Origin of the sequence: Geobacillus sp. FSL K6-3411 (assembly GCF_037965715.1) — a bacterium.
Lineage (GTDB): Bacteria > Bacillota > Bacilli > Bacillales > Anoxybacillaceae > Geobacillus > Geobacillus thermodenitrificans.
This window is the reverse complement of record NZ_CP150187.1, coordinates 2,587,602-2,602,983: the sequence shown is the minus strand read 5'-3', so window position 1 is coordinate 2,602,983 and position 15,382 is coordinate 2,587,602. Positions and strand designations below refer to the sequence as shown.

The 15,382-nt window shown below is 48.7% G+C and carries 20 protein-coding genes; 15 read left to right on the top strand and 5 right to left on the bottom strand.

Annotation, left to right across the window (positions count from 1 at the left end; genetic code table 11):
* Window positions 1-10: 10 nt before the first annotated feature.
* The 5 genes from NSQ22_RS13280 (at window position 11) to ytvI (ending at window position 4,745) form a co-directional block, all read left to right on the top strand.
* Complete coding sequence (locus NSQ22_RS13280; RefSeq protein WP_008879950.1) at window positions 11-256, top strand: YrhC family protein; 246 nt, start codon at window positions 11-13, stop codon at window positions 254-256.
* A 364-nt stretch (window positions 257-620) separates the two neighbouring features.
* The gene (locus tag NSQ22_RS13275; protein WP_008879949.1) at window positions 621-764 is read left to right on the top strand and encodes a YrzI family small protein; all 144 of its coding nucleotides are present in this window, start codon (window positions 621-623) and stop codon (window positions 762-764) included.
* Between the two features lie 518 nt (window positions 765-1,282).
* The gene (gene sigK, locus NSQ22_RS13270; protein WP_008879948.1) at window positions 1,283-1,996 is read left to right on the top strand and encodes an RNA polymerase sporulation sigma factor SigK; all 714 of its coding nucleotides are present in this window, start codon (window positions 1,283-1,285) and stop codon (window positions 1,994-1,996) included.
* A 308-nt stretch (window positions 1,997-2,304) separates the two neighbouring features.
* On the top strand, window positions 2,305-3,570 hold the full coding sequence (locus NSQ22_RS13265; RefSeq protein ID WP_339263612.1) for a cation:dicarboxylase symporter family transporter: 1,266 nt from the start codon (window positions 2,305-2,307) through the stop codon (window positions 3,568-3,570).
* Window positions 3,571-3,719: 149 nt separating this feature from the next.
* Window positions 3,720-4,745 carry a sporulation integral membrane protein YtvI gene (ytvI, locus tag NSQ22_RS13260; protein WP_327993477.1) on the top strand — a complete coding sequence of 342 codons (1,026 nt, stop codon included), beginning with the start codon at window positions 3,720-3,722 and terminating at the stop codon, window positions 4,743-4,745.
* Window positions 4,746-4,909: 164 nt separating this feature from the next.
* On the opposite strand, the gene motB is transcribed toward ytvI, so the two are convergent.
* The 3 genes from motB to pssA all read right to left on the bottom strand — a co-directional run bounded on the left by motB (window position 4,910) and on the right by pssA (window position 7,186).
* A complete protein-coding gene (gene motB / locus NSQ22_RS13255) occupies window positions 4,910-5,692 on the bottom strand; it encodes a flagellar motor protein MotB (RefSeq protein WP_011887858.1) in 783 nt (260 codons plus the stop codon).
* A complete protein-coding gene (gene motA / locus NSQ22_RS13250; RefSeq protein WP_008879944.1) occupies window positions 5,685-6,476 on the bottom strand; it encodes a flagellar motor stator protein MotA in 792 nt (263 codons plus the stop codon). Before motA ends, motB begins: the two co-directional genes overlap by 8 nt.
* Window positions 6,477-6,646: 170 nt before the next feature.
* The gene (gene pssA / locus NSQ22_RS13245; protein ID WP_008879943.1) at window positions 6,647-7,186 is read right to left on the bottom strand and encodes a CDP-diacylglycerol--serine O-phosphatidyltransferase; all 540 of its coding nucleotides are present in this window, start codon (window positions 7,184-7,186) and stop codon (window positions 6,647-6,649) included.
* Window positions 7,187-7,309: 123 nt separating this feature from the next.
* Between pssA and NSQ22_RS13240 the strand changes: the two genes are divergently transcribed.
* Window positions 7,310-8,089, top strand: coding sequence for a phosphatidylserine decarboxylase (locus tag NSQ22_RS13240; RefSeq protein ID WP_008879942.1), 780 nt, complete (start codon window positions 7,310-7,312; stop codon window positions 8,087-8,089).
* Between the two features lie 46 nt (window positions 8,090-8,135).
* Here the strand turns inward: NSQ22_RS13240 and NSQ22_RS13235 are convergent, their stop codons facing one another.
* Complete coding sequence (locus NSQ22_RS13235; RefSeq protein ID WP_008879941.1) at window positions 8,136-8,276, bottom strand: sporulation histidine kinase inhibitor Sda; 141 nt, start codon at window positions 8,274-8,276, stop codon at window positions 8,136-8,138.
* A 338-nt stretch (window positions 8,277-8,614) separates the two neighbouring features.
* On the opposite strand from NSQ22_RS13235, the gene NSQ22_RS13230 reads away from it, so the two are divergent.
* The 8 genes from NSQ22_RS13230 to NSQ22_RS13195 are packed head-to-tail and all read left to right on the top strand — an operon-like array spanning window position 8,615 to window position 13,661.
* Complete coding sequence (locus NSQ22_RS13230; RefSeq protein ID WP_008879940.1) at window positions 8,615-9,130, top strand: YqeG family HAD IIIA-type phosphatase; 516 nt, start codon at window positions 8,615-8,617, stop codon at window positions 9,128-9,130.
* A 2-nt stretch (window positions 9,131-9,132) separates the two neighbouring features.
* A complete protein-coding gene (gene yqeH, locus NSQ22_RS13225; RefSeq protein ID WP_029760684.1) occupies window positions 9,133-10,242 on the top strand; it encodes a ribosome biogenesis GTPase YqeH in 1,110 nt (369 codons plus the stop codon).
* Between the two features lie 21 nt (window positions 10,243-10,263).
* The gene (gene aroE, locus NSQ22_RS13220) at window positions 10,264-11,094 is read left to right on the top strand and encodes a shikimate dehydrogenase (RefSeq protein WP_011887851.1); all 831 of its coding nucleotides are present in this window, start codon (window positions 10,264-10,266) and stop codon (window positions 11,092-11,094) included.
* A gap of 3 nt (window positions 11,095-11,097) precedes the next feature.
* Complete coding sequence (yhbY, locus tag NSQ22_RS13215) at window positions 11,098-11,391, top strand: ribosome assembly RNA-binding protein YhbY (RefSeq protein WP_008879937.1); 294 nt, start codon at window positions 11,098-11,100, stop codon at window positions 11,389-11,391.
* 39 nt (window positions 11,392-11,430) lie between these two features.
* Window positions 11,431-12,081: a nicotinate-nucleotide adenylyltransferase gene (locus NSQ22_RS13210; RefSeq protein ID WP_011887850.1), complete on the top strand. Its 651-nt coding sequence runs from the start codon at window positions 11,431-11,433 to the stop codon at window positions 12,079-12,081.
* The gene (yqeK, locus tag NSQ22_RS13205) at window positions 11,990-12,559 is read left to right on the top strand and encodes a bis(5'-nucleosyl)-tetraphosphatase (symmetrical) YqeK (RefSeq protein ID WP_008879936.1); all 570 of its coding nucleotides are present in this window, start codon (window positions 11,990-11,992) and stop codon (window positions 12,557-12,559) included. Before NSQ22_RS13210 ends, yqeK begins: the two co-directional genes overlap by 92 nt.
* A gap of 5 nt (window positions 12,560-12,564) precedes the next feature.
* Entirely contained in the window at window positions 12,565-12,921 is a 357-nt protein-coding gene (rsfS, locus tag NSQ22_RS13200; RefSeq protein ID WP_008879935.1) for a ribosome silencing factor, read from the top strand.
* Window positions 12,918-13,661: a class I SAM-dependent methyltransferase gene (locus NSQ22_RS13195; RefSeq protein WP_011887848.1), complete on the top strand. Its 744-nt coding sequence runs from the start codon at window positions 12,918-12,920 to the stop codon at window positions 13,659-13,661. The genes rsfS and NSQ22_RS13195 overlap by 4 nt, the downstream gene beginning before the upstream one ends.
* A gap of 110 nt (window positions 13,662-13,771) precedes the next feature.
* On the opposite strand, the gene comER is transcribed toward NSQ22_RS13195, so the two are convergent.
* Window positions 13,772-14,590 carry a late competence protein ComER gene (comER, locus tag NSQ22_RS13190; RefSeq protein WP_008879933.1) on the bottom strand — a complete coding sequence of 273 codons (819 nt, stop codon included), beginning with the start codon at window positions 14,588-14,590 and terminating at the stop codon, window positions 13,772-13,774.
* 80 nt (window positions 14,591-14,670) lie between these two features.
* On the opposite strand from comER, the gene NSQ22_RS13185 reads away from it, so the two are divergent.
* Entirely contained in the window at window positions 14,671-15,282 is a 612-nt protein-coding gene (locus tag NSQ22_RS13185; protein ID WP_011887847.1) for a helix-hairpin-helix domain-containing protein, read from the top strand.
* Window positions 15,283-15,382 lie beyond the last annotated feature (100 nt).

Below are 15,382 nucleotides of genomic sequence, written 5' to 3'. Positions count from 1 at the left end.
GGAATTGGCAGTGAATGAACAACAACGGAACGTGCTGCGCACGAAGGCGGGTGACTTCAGGACGTACAGCCTTGTTTTGTTCGCGCTCGGTGCGTTTTTCTATTTGGGCACGATCATCCCAGGAGCACTTGAGACAGCGAAAAAACCGTTTGCCTTGGTGGCCGTTGCCGGCTGCTTGGCCGCGGCATTATACTGCTCGCGCCGCGCTGCCCGTTATGTCTGTCAACTTGAAGAAGAGAACTCGTTCGAACCGTAAACCTGCCTTTTTTACTGAAAGGCAGGTTTTTTATTGAGAGATGACAGAGGGCTTTTTGCTTATTTTGTAAAAGAATTGTTTACAATAGAACGAATTTTGGGTATAATTACCTCTACCACGTTATTTCCGAAGGGAGGTCGAAGGCAATGACAATGATGATGATGATGGGGACAAAATCGATGTATTCTTTCAATCAAAAGGCTATTCGACCTTCCGCCGATCGGGAATGAACGTGCACCGTTAACAACAAACAGCAATCGGGCCGCAGAAGGGGAGTAGTCTCGTTTTCTGCGGCTTTTTGTATTCTTAGCCGCAGAAGCGTCTTCCTTCTGCGGTTTTTTGCATAGAAAGGAGGTGAGCGGACATGACGATTCATTTGTTTTTTATCACGATCACGATCGAGAGGAGAAAGCCGCGGAAGCGGAGCATTGAAGAGGAGCGGTTCGCGCGTGCGGCTGAGGAGGAATTGCTTGACCGTAAATGTTCTGTCCATCAACGGGTGTTTTAAAAAATGAGGATGAAAGGGGAGAAGATTCATGTTAATGGTACCGGCGTGGCTTATCATGTGGATGGAACAGAAGGGCAATTCGACTTGACTCACGCTGAAGGGGTGTAACCGGTGCTCCGCGTGTTGTTGCTGACGATAGAGTTTCACCAATTGTTCAAAATGTGGCGGAAGCGTTCCTCGTCTTCTTTGGTAAAATAAAAATAAAGTAGGAAGCCAAGGAGGGAACAGGGATGTTCGCCATCATCATGTCACTTGTCATTACAGCGTCCATTGCGTTTGTTGTCGCTGCTGAAGTAAGCGTTGAAGCAGAAGTGTAATGAGAGTGAGCTTCGTCTGTAATGGAGGGGAAACCAACAGAACGAGTTGCATTTTGTTCATTGACATAGGTGATACATTTGTTCACAGCCGGCTTCTTTCAGGGTCGGCTGAATTTTTTTGTCTAGACACGGACAACCGCACCTCTGCATATACATACGGTAGGGCGGTTTCCGCCGATGACAGCAGGCGGGGGTGAGAGCATGTCCGGCATTTTTTCGGCGTTTGCGTTTTTGTTGAAAGAGCTGACGTTTCTCGTCTCGTACATTAAAAACAATGCGTTTCCCCAGCCGTTAAGCCCCAAAGAAGAGGAAAAATATTTGGAGTTGATGGCAAAAGGTGATGAACAGGCTCGCAACCGGCTCATCGAACATAATTTACGCCTTGTCGCCCATATTGTCAAAAAGTTTGAAAATACTGGAGAGGAAGTAGAAGATTTAATTTCCATTGGCACGATCGGGCTGATCAAAGCGATTGAGAGCTATTCACCAAATAAAGGGACGAAACTGGCGACATATGCGGCCCGCTGTATTGAAAACGAGATACTTATGCACTTGCGTTCGTTGAAAAAAACGCGCAAAGACGTTTCCCTCCATGAACCGATCGGTCAAGACAAAGAAGGGAATGAAATTAGCCTGCTTGATATTTTAAAATCGGAAGGGCAAGACATCGTCGATGAAATCCAGCTGAACATGGAGCTTGAACAAGTAAAAAAATACATCAGTGTGCTTGACGAGCGGGAAAAAGAAGTGATCGTCAACCGGTTTGGCCTTGGCCGGCAACGTGAGAAAACACAGCGTGAAATCGCCAAAGAGCTCGGTATTTCAAGAAGTTATGTCTCGCGCATCGAAAAACGGGCATTAATGAAAATGTTTCACGAGTTTTACCGGCAAGAAAAAGAAAAACGGCGGCCATAAAGAAGGAGAGAGGGCCGTCCTAAAAGGTGCCTAGCTTTCATATTGATACCAGATATAGTCTTGCAGAAGTACTCGGTGTTCATATATTATATAATAGTGGTGAAAAAGGGTGTCTTACTCTCTTTTAAGACACCTTTTTTTGTTTGTTTTTAATAGAGAAATTAAAAAATTATTCTGAAAAAATAAAATCTATCTCTAATATTGCGTAGCAAAGCGGTTTCATCCAAAAACATTGACAAGTTTTGTTTTTAAAAGTAAAATAATTTTGTCTGTTTTTGTCTAATTTTGTCTAAAGGAGGCGAAAAACGTTGCGGAAAATCGGACTAGCTTGGCAAATTTTTATCGGCCTTATTCTCGGGATTGTCGTCGGAGCTATTTTTTACGGAAATCCTAAAGTAGCGACGTATTTGCAGCCGGTCGGAGATATTTTTCTCCGTTTAATTAAGATGATCGTCATTCCGATTGTCGTCTCGAGTTTAATTGTAGGCGTCGCCAATGTCGGTGATGTGAAAAAGCTCGGGAAATTGGGCGGAAAAACGATTATTTATTTTGAGATCATCACGACGATTGCAATTGTCGTCGGCCTCTTGGCAGCGAATGTGTTCCAGCCAGGCGCTGGTGTCAATATGAAGTCGCTCGAGAAAACAGATATTCAATCATACATTGATACGGCAAACGAAGTGCAGCACCACTCGATGGTGGAAACGTTTGTTAACATTGTGCCGAAAAACTTGTTTGAGGAACTGTCGAACGGCAATATACTGCCGATCATTTTCTTCTCGGTCATGTTCGGGTTGGGCGTGGCAGCGATCGGCGAAAAAGGAAAGCCGGTGCTTCACTTTTTCCAGGGCACCGCGGAAGCGATGTTTTACGTGACAAACCAAGTGATGAAGTTCGCGCCGTTCGGTGTTTTTGCGCTCATCGGTGTGACGGTATCGAAGTTTGGGGTCGCTTCACTTCTTCCGCTCAGCAAACTCGTCGTGCTCGTTTATGGAGTTATGGCATTTTTTGTGCTTGTTGTGCTCGGTGGCGTGGCAAAATTGATGGGCATAAATATTTTTCATATTATTAAAATTTTGAAAAATGAACTCGTATTGGCGTATAGCACGTCGAGCTCCGAAACGGTGCTGCCAAAAATCATAGAAAAAATGGAGAGATTCGGATGCTCGAAAGCCATTACGTCATTTGTCGTACCAACTGGTTATTCGTTTAATTTAGACGGCTCGACGCTGTACCAGGCGTTGGCAGCTGTTTTTATCGCCCAGTTGTATGGCATCGACATGCCGATTTCACAGCAAATTTCGCTCGTGCTTGTTTTGATGGTCACCTCAAAAGGCATTGCCGGCGTTCCGGGTGTTTCATTCGTCGTCTTGCTGGCGACGCTTGGCACGGTCGGCATTCCAGTTGAAGGGCTGGCGTTTATCGCTGGTATTGACCGCATTTTAGATATGGCGCGCACAGCTGTGAACGTTGTCGGCAACGCGCTAGCAGCTGTCATTATGTCGAAATGGGAAGGGCAATATGACGAAGAGCAAGGAAAACAATATTTGGAAGAGTTGCGGCAAAGCGCCTAACTGAAAAAGCGGCTGAATGGGGAGCCGCTTTTTTTGTTTCTTTTCAAAAAACGGTGATAAGGAAAAAATAGTTGCCGTCTTGAAGACTGTCCGCTATATTTATAATGAAATGGCATTTCACTAAATTTTTGATTAAATGAGGGACGAACGTGAGACGTTGGATCATCATCGTACTTTTGCTCGCTTTTGTATTATGGCTGTTGCCATATAGCGTACCGCTTCTATTGGCGCTTGCCACTGCCCTTCTGTTAGAGCCGTCCATTCGCCGCTTGCAAGAGAATTATCGGCTGAAACGCGTACATGCTGTGACGGCCATTTTTACGCTATTTTTAGTGATCGTCGGGTTTTCACTTTACTTTTTAATCGTCATTCTCGTTCAACAGGTGATGGCACTTTCGCAGAAGCTTCCTTACGTATTTAGCGAGGCGACGAAAGTGCTTGACGAACTCATCCAAACATGGCAGTCGTATTCGAGTTCGATTCCTCAAGAAATCATTGATTCGTTGGAGCGCAGCGTCAATACGGTGCAACAAATGCTGCTGTCGTTTGCGACGAATCTGACACAGTCGCTTGTTCATTATATTGCCGCCATTCCGGCATTTTTTATTCACTTTTTAGTCTATTTAGTCGCCCTTTTTCTTATTTGTCTCGATTTGCCACAGTTGAAACAAGGAATCAGACGTTATTTGTCAGAGCGTACTCATCAACGGCTTTCAATGGTCGTCAGTCAGTTGAGCAAGGCGGGAGTTGGCTTTATTAAAGCTCAGTTTTTATTCAGTTTAGTTACGTTTTTCCTTGCGCTGGCCGGCCTGTTAATATTGGGCGTTGATTATGCTGCTTTAATGGCATTCATCATCGTCGTTGTCGATATTTTGCCGATTTTAGGAACTGGTTCGGTGCTCGTTCCATGGGGGATTATTAGCATCATCAACGGCAGCACTGGGCTCGGTATTGGACTGATTGTGCTGTTTGTCATCATTACCGTTGTGCGTCGGATCATCGAACCGAAAGTGTTTTCCACGAATTTGGGCATTTCACCACTGGCGGCGCTCGTCAGTGTCTACCTCGGCTTTCAGATACTTGGCTTGCTAGGGGCGTTTATTGGGCCAGTCATTGTGATTTTAGTGGAGACGCTCGTCAAAGCAGGAGTTATTAAATGGACGATTAAACTATAAACAAGCCGGTGAAAAACCGGCTTGTTCTATCAATGAGGAATGCAAAGGCAACCGTTTTTGGTTGCCGTCTTATACATTTTGGGAAAGGCGCATGGGAACCTGCGGCAGCGGATCAGCTACAGCTGATGGAAAGCGAAAAGACCGCCTTGATGGGTGGCGGTCTTTTACTCGGAAGGCATTTGTGAATGATTGAACTCAGTGCGCGGCAAAATCAAAATTTCCACGCGCCGGTTTTTCATCCGTCCGGCAGCTGTTTCATTTGAAGCGATCGGCTTGTATTCGCCGTACCCTTTCGCGCTGAAGTAGCGCGGATCAAGCTGTTTGTTTTCAAGCAGCACTTTCATAAAGTTGACGGCGCGCATGACGCTCAGTTCCCAGTTCGAAGCAAACTGGGCGTTATGGATCGGCACGTTGTCCGTATGGCCGCTGATGATCACGTTCCGCGGCGGGTTCATAACAAGCAAGGCGGCTACTTCCGATGCCAAGCGGCGGTCTTTCATACGCACTTCCGCACTGCCGGAGTCGAATAAAATATCGTCTAAAATCGTAATGGCGAGCCCTTCCTCAGTCAACGACGTTTGCAGTTTTCCACCGAGCTTGTTTTCTTGAATGTAGACGTCGATCTTTTCTTTCACCTGTGCCAGCCCTTCTTTTTCTTTCTGGCTCATAGCCGGAGAGGGCTGCTTTTCCCGTTCCTGCCCTTGCTCATCTTGGGCCGCCGGTGGAGTGATTGGTTCCACCGGGTTTGGAAAATCAAGGACGCCGTTTCCGCCGGTAAAGGCGCTGCTGAAGGAGCTCGCGATTTTTTGAAATTTTTTTTGGTCAATCTGGCTGCTCGAAAACAAGACGATGAACAAAGCAAGTAGCAGTGTCAGTAAATCCGCGTATGGAATCAGCCATGAGTCATTCATATGCTCGCTGCGCCTGTTTTTTTTCTTCTTACCCATTGACCGTTTCCCCTTGTGTTAGCACTTGACGCCGCTCGCTTTCCGACAAATACGAAGCGAGTTTTTGCTCGATCATGCGCGGAGCTTGTCCTTCCAAAATGGACAGCACTCCTTCGATCATGATGTAGCGCACTTTCGCTTCTTCTTTTGATTTCCGCCGCAATTTGTTGGCGAACGGATGCCAAAGCACGTAGCCGCTAAAAATCCCGAGCAGTGTCGCTACAAATGCCGCGCTGATTGCTTGTCCGAGCTCAGCAATATTTTCCATATTTCCAAGCGCAGCAATCAAGCCAATGACAGCACCAAGCACCCCGAGCGTCGGCGCATATGTGCCGGCGTGCGTAAAAATGGCGGCATTCGCTTCATGTCGCTCTTCCATAGCCGCAATTTCTTCCGTCATTACGTCGCGAATGAACTCTTGCGTCTGTCCGTCGATCGCCATGCTGAGCCCATTGCGTAAAAATGGGTCATCGATGTCGTCCAACTTCGCCTCAAGCGCCAGCAGTCCTTCGCGGCGGGCGATGTTCGCCCAGTCGACGAACATCGGAATGAGCTGTTCGACCGTTGGAATGGCCGGTTCGGTAAAAATGATTTTCAACAGCTTCGGCACTTTTTTAATTTCTCGTGTTGGAAAAGCGATCGTAACTGCAGCGACCGTCCCGACAAAAATAATTAAAAGGGCGGCCGGATTGATTAACACAGATAGCGCTACGCCTTTAAAGTACATCCCGAGTCCGACCGCGATCACGCCAAGGATGACACCGACGACTGATGTTTTATCCAAATTGATCCCCCCGCTCTTTCAGTACAAAAGATCTATGTTTCTTTTGTTTTATGAAGAAACCATATTTATCATATACTGAATAGAGAAGGTTGAAAAGGGAAAAAAGTGTGACTTTGGGCGTAAAAAAAGCCCAATCCATATGCCAATGGATTGGGCGGCTTCGGCGATGGTTACATTTTTTTTAGTTTAAATGTCCCGACCATTAAGAACGATAAGATTAGTGCTAGAAACATAAACGAATGCGGTGGAAAGTACGGAATGGCCAAATAGCCTAACGTCATCAGTACTCCGGCCGCTGTAATCGGAAGCCCGGCGAAATAGCCGTTGTTCTCTGTGATGTTAAAGCGGGCGAGGCGGAAAGCGCCGCAAGCGATGTACAAAATGGTGAACACCGCTCCCGGGGCACCGAATTCATAGAACAAGGCTTTGTACATTAGCAAGGCAGGAGCGACGCCAAAGGAAACAATGTCGCTCATCGAGTCGAGCTGTTTGCCGAGCTCAGATTCGATGTTCAGCTTGCGGGCGACAGCGCCGTCAAAGCGGTCGACAAATGCCGCTAAAAAAATGAGAAGCACGCTCATGTGAAGCTGCCCGTTTAGCGAAGTTAAGATAGAAAATCCACCAAGTGATAAGTTCGTCATCGTCAAAATATTAGCCATGTTTGCTTTTAACTTTTTTAACGTATAATCTAAATAATCCGATAAGAACAACTTTCCTCACTCCTTTGTCAACAGAAAACACAAAAAGAAAATTCTACTACCATTATACTCATTTTGACGGTAATATGAAAGGTAGTAACAACTAGAGATGCTGTATAACTGGAGGGGACATACTTGCGAAAATGGCTGTATCGTTTGTTTATTGAGCTCACTAATCACTCGCTTTCCTCGAAGCTGCTCGCTTCGTTTGCTCGATCGCGTCTCAGTGCACTGTTGATACCATCGTATGCGAAAATTTATCATATTAACCAAGAAGAAATGGAAAAAAGCTTAAAAAATTATAAAACATTGCAGCAACTGTTCGTCCGCCGACTCAAAGCCGGAACAAGACCGGTTGATGCTGATGAACATGCCATCGTCAGTCCGGTTGATGCGATCATTGAAGAAATGGGGACGATTCAAGAAAACAGCGAAATAATTGTCAAAGGGAAACCGTATTCGATTGCGGAGATGCTTGGCAGTGCCGAAGCTGCGCAACCGTATGTGAACGGGTTCTTTTTTATTCTGTATTTGAGCCCAAGCCATTATCATCGCATTCATAGCCCAATATCTGGCGTGATCGAAAAACAGTGGTCGCTCGGCCGCAAGTCATATCCGGTCAACCGTCTCGGCTTAAAATACGGGCGGCGGCCGCTCGAAAAAAATTATCGTCTCATCACAGAGGTCACGGCCGGCGGCAAGCGCATGGCAATTGTCAAAATCGGCGCCATGTTTGTTAACAGCATCGAGCTGACCCATAAGGAAGAACGGTTGGTGAAAGGGGAGGAAATGGCGTATTTTTCGTTCGGCTCGACAGTTGTGCTGTTGTTTGAACAAGGAAGTTTTGCGCCCGACCCGCGCATCCATCCGCCGATGCCGATTAAAGTCGGCGAGCGCCTTGGCTATTGGTGCTAGGCGCGGGCTGTTTGGACAAACAAAAAAAAGCCCAAGGGCCCTTCGTTTATGATGACAATTTAATTTTATGAGTCAATGACCGGCGCTGGATTTCCTTTTCGATTAGTTCGATGAATTCCGGACTTAAATTGAGTTCTTTCGCCTTGAAGTATGATTCGATCAACAGTTCATCGGACAAATGCTTCATCGGCGCTCTCCCTCCTTTTTGAAGGAATATGTTAGGCAGTCCATACATATAATGGTAGGTTACTTTCACTGTATCACGATTTACAAACGAGAACAACCGTTCTATTATCCACAGAAGGCAGTGGATAACATGTGGAAAAGATGTTTATAACGTGAGTAGGACCTTATCGCTATTGTGTGTATAATGTGGGCAACAGTTATCCACAATTCAGCAGGTGCAAAATTTGTCGAAAACTTTTTTGCCTTGCCAACTTCGCGGATGGTTGGCAAACTTTGTTTTGAAACGAGAGGGAAAATCCGCTATGATGGGAAAAGCAGAGCGAAAGGCAGGTGGACGATGTGCTTCATTACTTTTTGCCAAGCCAATTTGCCAAGCGGGTGATCGACATTACGCCAGACGAGCTGAAGAAAAAAGGGGTAAAAGGGATCATCACCGACTTGGATAATACGCTCGTCGAATGGGATCGACCAAGCGCGACTCCAGAACTAGCCGCTTGGTTTGAGACGATGAAGCGAGCGGGCATTAAGGTCGTCATCGTATCGAATAATAATAAACGACGCGTGCAGTCGTTTGCTGAACCGCTCGACATCCCGTTCATTTTCGAAGCGCGTAAACCGCTGACGCGCGCGTTTTTGCAGGCGTTGGAGATGATGGGGCTGAAAAAAGAGGAAGTCGTTGTCATCGGCGATCAGTTGTTGACCGATGTGCTCGGCGGCAACCGCCTTGGGTTAAATACGATTTTAGTGGTCCCGGTCGCACAGACGGACGGGATATGGACACGACTTAATCGGAAAATAGAGCGGAAAATTTTAAATGCTATGCGGAAAAAAGGGATGATTTACTGGGAGGAATGATTGTGGAGCCACAACTGCGTTGCATCGGCTGCGGGGCGGCCATCCAGTTTGAAGACCCGAAAAAGGCGGGGTATGCGCCGAAAAGCGTGCTTGAGAAAGAGACGGAAGAAATCATTTGCCAGCGTTGCTTTCGTTTGAAACACTACAACGAAGTCCAAGATGTGCCGCTTGATGATAACGATTTTTTGCATATGCTGCACCGCATTGGGGAATCCAAGGCGCTTGTCGTTTACATCGTCGATATTTTTGACTTCAACGGCAGCTGGATTCCTGGTTTGCCGCGGTTTGCGGTGAACAATCCGATTTTGCTTGTCGGCAATAAGGCCGATTTGTTGCCAAGGTCGGTGAAATATCCGAAGCTGTTGCAATGGATGCGCCGCATGGCTGAGGAGCTCGGGCTGCGCCCGATTGACGTTCGCCTTGTCAGTGCAGCGAAAGGGATAGGCATGACGGGTGTCATGGAGACGATCGATCGCTACCGCGAGGGCAGGGACGTCTATGTTGTCGGCTGCACTAACGTTGGCAAGTCGACGTTCATTAATCGAATCATTAAAGAGGCGACCGGCAAAGGGAACGTCATTACAACCTCGTATTTCCCGGGAACGACGCTTGATATGATCGAAATTCCACTTGAGGGTGGGGCATCGCTGTATGATACACCGGGCATTATCAACCATCACCAAATGGCGCATTTCGTTGATGCACGTGATTTGAAAATCATTACACCGAAGCGGGAAATCCATCCGCGCGTGTACCAGCTCAATGAAGGGCAAACGCTCTTTTTCGGCGGCTTGGCCCGCCTTGATTACGTCAAAGGTGGACGCCGCTCGTTCGTCTGTTACGTTGCCAACGACTTAACGATTCATCGGACAAAGCTTGAAAAAGCCGACTCGCTTTATGCCAACCAGCTTGGCAGCTTGCTCGCTCCGCCAAGCAAACGCTATGCGGATGAGTTTCCACCGCTTGTGTCGCGCCCGTTGTCGGTTAAGGAACGAAAAATGGATATTGTTTTTTCCGGGCTCGGCTGGGTGACGTGCAACGATCCGGGCGCCCAACTCGTCGTCCATGCTCCTAAAGGAGTCGATGTGTTTATTCGCCAGTCGTTGATTTAACGAGTACGGGAGGGGAGAAAAATGGAAAACGTATACGGGCTGCTCGGTTTTCCGGTTGAGCACTCGCTGTCACCGCTCATGCATAATGACGCGTTTGCCTATTTCGGCATTTCGGCGCGCTATCACTTGTTTTCCGTCAACCCGGAGCAAGTCGGTGAAGCCATCGCCGGGGTGCGGGCGCTCGGTATCGCCGGGGTGAATGTGACAATTCCGCATAAAATGGCAGTCATTCCGTTTTTGGACGAAGTGGACGAGCATGCGCGCCGCATTGGGGCGGTCAACACGATTGTCAATGACAGCGGCCGGCTTATCGGCTATAATACGGACGGACCTGGATACGTTAAGGCGCTCGAAGAGGAAATGGATATCCATCTTGATGGCAAGCGGATTTTGCTCATCGGTGCCGGCGGAGGGGCGCGCGGTATTTATTTTTCGCTGCTGTCGACCGCAGCCGAGCGCATTGATATCGCTAACCGAACGGCGGAAAAAGCGGCGCGGCTTATCGGTGAAGGGGACGAGCGCCGCTCCACTTTTTTCCCGCTTGCTGAGGCCGAGAGACGGCTGGCTGAATATGATATTATTATCAATACGACTTCGGTCGGCATGCATCCGCATGTTGATGAACAACCGCTTTCCCTTCAACAGATGCGGCCGGGAACGGTTGTATCGGATATTATTTACAATCCATTGGAAACGAAATGGCTGAAGGAAGCGAAAGCGCGCGGCGCCCGCGTGCAAAACGGCGTCGGTATGCTCGTGTACCAAGGGGCGCTCGCTTTTGAAAAATGGACTGGCCAATGGCCGGATGTCAATCGGATGAAACAGCTTGTCATCAATCAGTTGAGGAGGTAACATATGTTAACGGGAAAACAAAAACGATTTTTACGGGCGCAAGCCCACCATTTAAAGCCGATTTTTCAAGTTGGCAAAGGTGGCGTGACGGAGGCGATGACTGAGCAAATCGCTGCGGCGCTTGAGGCACGCGAACTGCTGAAGGTGAGCGTCTTGCAAAACTGTGAAGAAGATCGCGATGTTGTCGCCGAACAGCTTGCTGAAGGAACAGGAGCGGAGCTCGTACAAGTGATCGGTAATACGATCGTCTTGTATAAAGAGTCGAAAGAACATAAACAAATCGTTCTGCCTGACTAAGAAACCGTGCGGCCAAGGCAGACGGCAGGGGGAAGGAAGATGGGAAAAATCGGGATTTTTGGCGGCACGTTTGATCCGCCGCATTACGGCCATTTAATTATGGCTAATGAAGTGCTTGATGCCCTTCAATTGTCACAAATTTGGTTTCTGCCAAACCGCATTCCTCCCCATAAGCAGAATGAGCAGGTGACAAGAAGCGAGGATCGGCTGCGCATGCTGGAGTTGGCGGTGGCCGGCCATCCACGTTTTCATATTGAGACGATCGAACTCGAACGGGAAGGGCCTTCATACACGTACGATACGATTCGACAGCTTACGGCGATGCATCCGGATGATGAATTTTACTTTATCATCGGTGCCGATATGGTCGAATATTTGCCAAACTGGCACCGCATCGATGAGCTCATCGAGCTTGTGACGTTTGTTGGCGTCAAACGTCCAGGCTTTTCGATGGAAACGCCATATCCGGTCATCGAGGTGGAAGTGCCGCAGTTTGCCATATCGTCATCGCTCATCCGCGAGCGAGTACAAAACGGGCAAACGATCCGCTATTTAGTGCCGGAAGGTGTCAGACTTTATATTGAGGAGAAGGGGTTATATGGAGCGAGAACAAGCGTTGCGGATTGTGAAAGAGCAGCTGACGGAACATCGCTACGAGCATACGCTTGGCGTTGTCGAGACGGCTGTTAAGCTCGCTGAACGGTATGGGGCTGACGTAAAAAAAGCAGAATTGGCGGCGATTTTTCATGACTATGCGAAATTTCGTCCAGTTGAAGAAATGAAACAACTCATTTTAGCGCAAAATATGCCCAACGATTTGCTCGTGTACAATAGCGAATTGTGGCATGCGCCCGTTGGCGCCTATCTCGTGCAAACGGAAGTCGGCCTTGACGACCCGGAAGTGCTCGATGCCATTCGTTATCATACGTCTGGCCGCGCTGGCATGACGCTGCTTGAGAAAATCATTTATTTGGCCGATTATATTGAGCCAGGGCGGCGGTTTCCCGGCGTTGATGACGTACGGCGCCTAGCGGAAGAAGATCTCAACCGGGCGCTGTTGCAGGCGGTGAAAAACACGATCGCCTTTTTGTTAGAGAAGGGGCAACTCATTTATCCGGATACGATTCATGCGTACAATTCACTCGTGCGCGAAGTGAAGGGGGAATGAAGTCGGTGACTGAACAAGAAGCATTACAGCTTGTCGTCCGCGCGGCGGATGATAAAAAAGCGGAAAATATCGTCGTCTTAAACATGAAAGGCATTTCACTTGTCGCCGATTATTTTGTCATTTGTCATGGCAACTCAGACAAACAAGTGCAGGCAATCGCCCGCGAAATCCAAGATCAAGCGGAAGAAAACGGCCTGACGGTCAAACGGATCGAAGGATTCCAAGAAGCGAAATGGGTGCTTGTCGATTTGGGCGACATCGTCGCTCACGTGTTTGCCAAAGACGAGCGCGAGTATTACAACCTCGAGCGGCTTTGGGGGGACGCCCCGACGGAAGACGTCGCGGCCGTGTTGCAGCCATGACATATACCCATTTTGCCGATTGGTATGACGCGCTTATGGCTGAGGCACCGTATGATCAGTGGCAGTCGTTTGTGGAACGAGCCTTTGACCGATATGCCCAACGGCCCGGTAGACAGGTGATCGACATCGGCTGCGGGACAGGAGAGCTTGCCATCCGCCTCGCGAAGGCCGGATGGCAAGTATCCGGCGTCGATGTGTCCGAGCATATGCTTGTCATCGCTCAAGAGAAAGCGGAGGCAGCTGGTATCCATGTGCCGTTTTTTGAACAAAACATGGCGGAACTCGACGGGTTTTCCGATCTTGACGGCGCCTTCATTTTTTGTGATGCTCTGAACTATTTGACAGACGAAGACGATGTGAAGCGGACGTTTTCCGCCGTTTACCGGGCGCTCGGTGCCGATGGGCTGCTTTTGTTTGATGTCCATTCCGTCTATAAAATGGACGTTTTGTTCCGTGACGCCGTGTTTGCGGATCACGGAGAGGACATCAGCTACATATGGATATGCCATCCACTCGAATGGCCGCATAGCGTCAGTCATGAACTGACGTTTTTTGTCCGTCGCGGCGATCTTTACGAGCGCTTCGACGAATGGCACGAACAGCGCACGTTCGAGCGCGCCGTCTATGAGCAATGGCTTGCTGCGGCCGGCTTTGAAGTGCTTGAGGTGACCGCCGATTTTACGGATGCGCCCCCGACCGAGACGGCGGAGCGGTTGTTTTTTGTGGCGCGGAAGCGATGAGAGTGAAGAGTGAAAAAGATCAAAGCAACGCAAAAACCCCAGCCGAACAAGCTGGGGTCTATTTTTGTCGAACGAAGCAGGATTTTTGTGGCTAGTTGGCGAATAATAAATTATAAAAACTGTTGCTTTATCTTCTCAACCTCTTCGTCAAACTTCTGATGTGTTTTTGTCAACAACTCTTCGAAAATTCCATCCATTTCCTGTTCAAGGACCGCAATGCCCTCACCGGTAATGCCACCTTTGACGCATACTTTTTCCTGCAGCGTTTGGAGTGTGTAGAAATCTTGTTTCAGCAATTCCCCGAGGCCGATGATCATATTGGTCGCTAACAACATCGCTTGTTCTTTCGTGATGGCTGTTTTCGCTGCCGCTGCATTGATGAAGCGTTGCAGCAAATAGCTGAAAAACGCTGGACCGCAGCTTGCGATGTCGGAAGCGACGCGGGTGATCGTATCGTCGATGTACACTGGCGTAGCGATGCGCCCAAGTAGATCATTGATCGTTTGCCGGCAAGTTGTTGAACATCGCGATCCAAAGGTAACGAGGATGCTGCCGGAAAGCGCTCGGTTCGTGATGCTCGGAATGGCGCGCACGACTTGACAAGGGACGGCCGCTTCAAGTTGCTTAACGTTAATCGGGCTTGTAATTGAGACGAGGCAATGCTCGTTTGTCCAATAGGGGGCCAGCTGCTGCAATAACGGATAGATGTCAAGCGGTTTGACGCATAAAAAGATGATGCCTGCCTGCTTGACCGTCTCAGACGGATCGGCGGCGACCGTAATGCCGGGATATGTTTTTTGTATATTGAACGCTTTTGCGAGCGTACGGTTTGTAATGATAAGCTGTTCAGCTTGGACAGCGCCGGAGTCTAAAAGCGCTTCGATTAAAATCGTTCCCATATTCCCCGTGCCGATAACGCCGATGTTCATATGCAGTCCCCTCCTCCCTCTTTTCGATATGTATGAATATCTTCTTCATTTTATGACTCCGTTTAGAAAGGACGAGTGCGATGTGGGAAGCAGTTAAGGCAAGATGGAAAACTGGATTGCTTGTGCTGTTTGTTGGAGTGGCAGGACTATGGGTGTTCAGCCGCCCGTCTGCCGAAGGGGAGTCCGTCGCCTTGCCGGCTGCAGTTGAAACGGACACCACCAGACCGGAGGAAGCAGGGATGGAGGCGTCGAAAATCGTTGTCATTGATGTCAAAGGAGCGGTCGTCAAACCAGGGGTGTACGAGATGCCGGCTGATGCCCGCGTCCGTGATGTGATCGCCAGAGCGGGCGGATTGACGGAAGAGGCGGACGCGGCAAGAGTCAACTTAGCGGCTAAAGTGCGCGATGAAATGATGATTTACGTGCCAGCGAAAGGTGAAGCGGCGCCAGCACCAGAAGCAGTCGAGGCAGCGCCGGAAGCCGGAACGGAGAGCGGTCTGCAAGTGGCGGTCAATACGGCGACAGCAGAGGAACTCATGCAAGTCCCCGGCATTGGGCCGGCGAAGGCAAAAGCAATCATCGCCTACCGTGAAGAGCATGGGCCGTTTCAACGAGTTGAAGACTTACTGCGGGTCAACGGCATCGGGGAAAAAACGCTGGAAAAATTAAAGCCGTATTTGCTTGTGCCGTAAAGTCAGAGGGAGGAACGATGATAACCAACTTTTTTCAGCATTGACGGCGCTTTAGGTGACCGATAGACTAAAATTATCGAGACAAGCGGAGGGACATGAT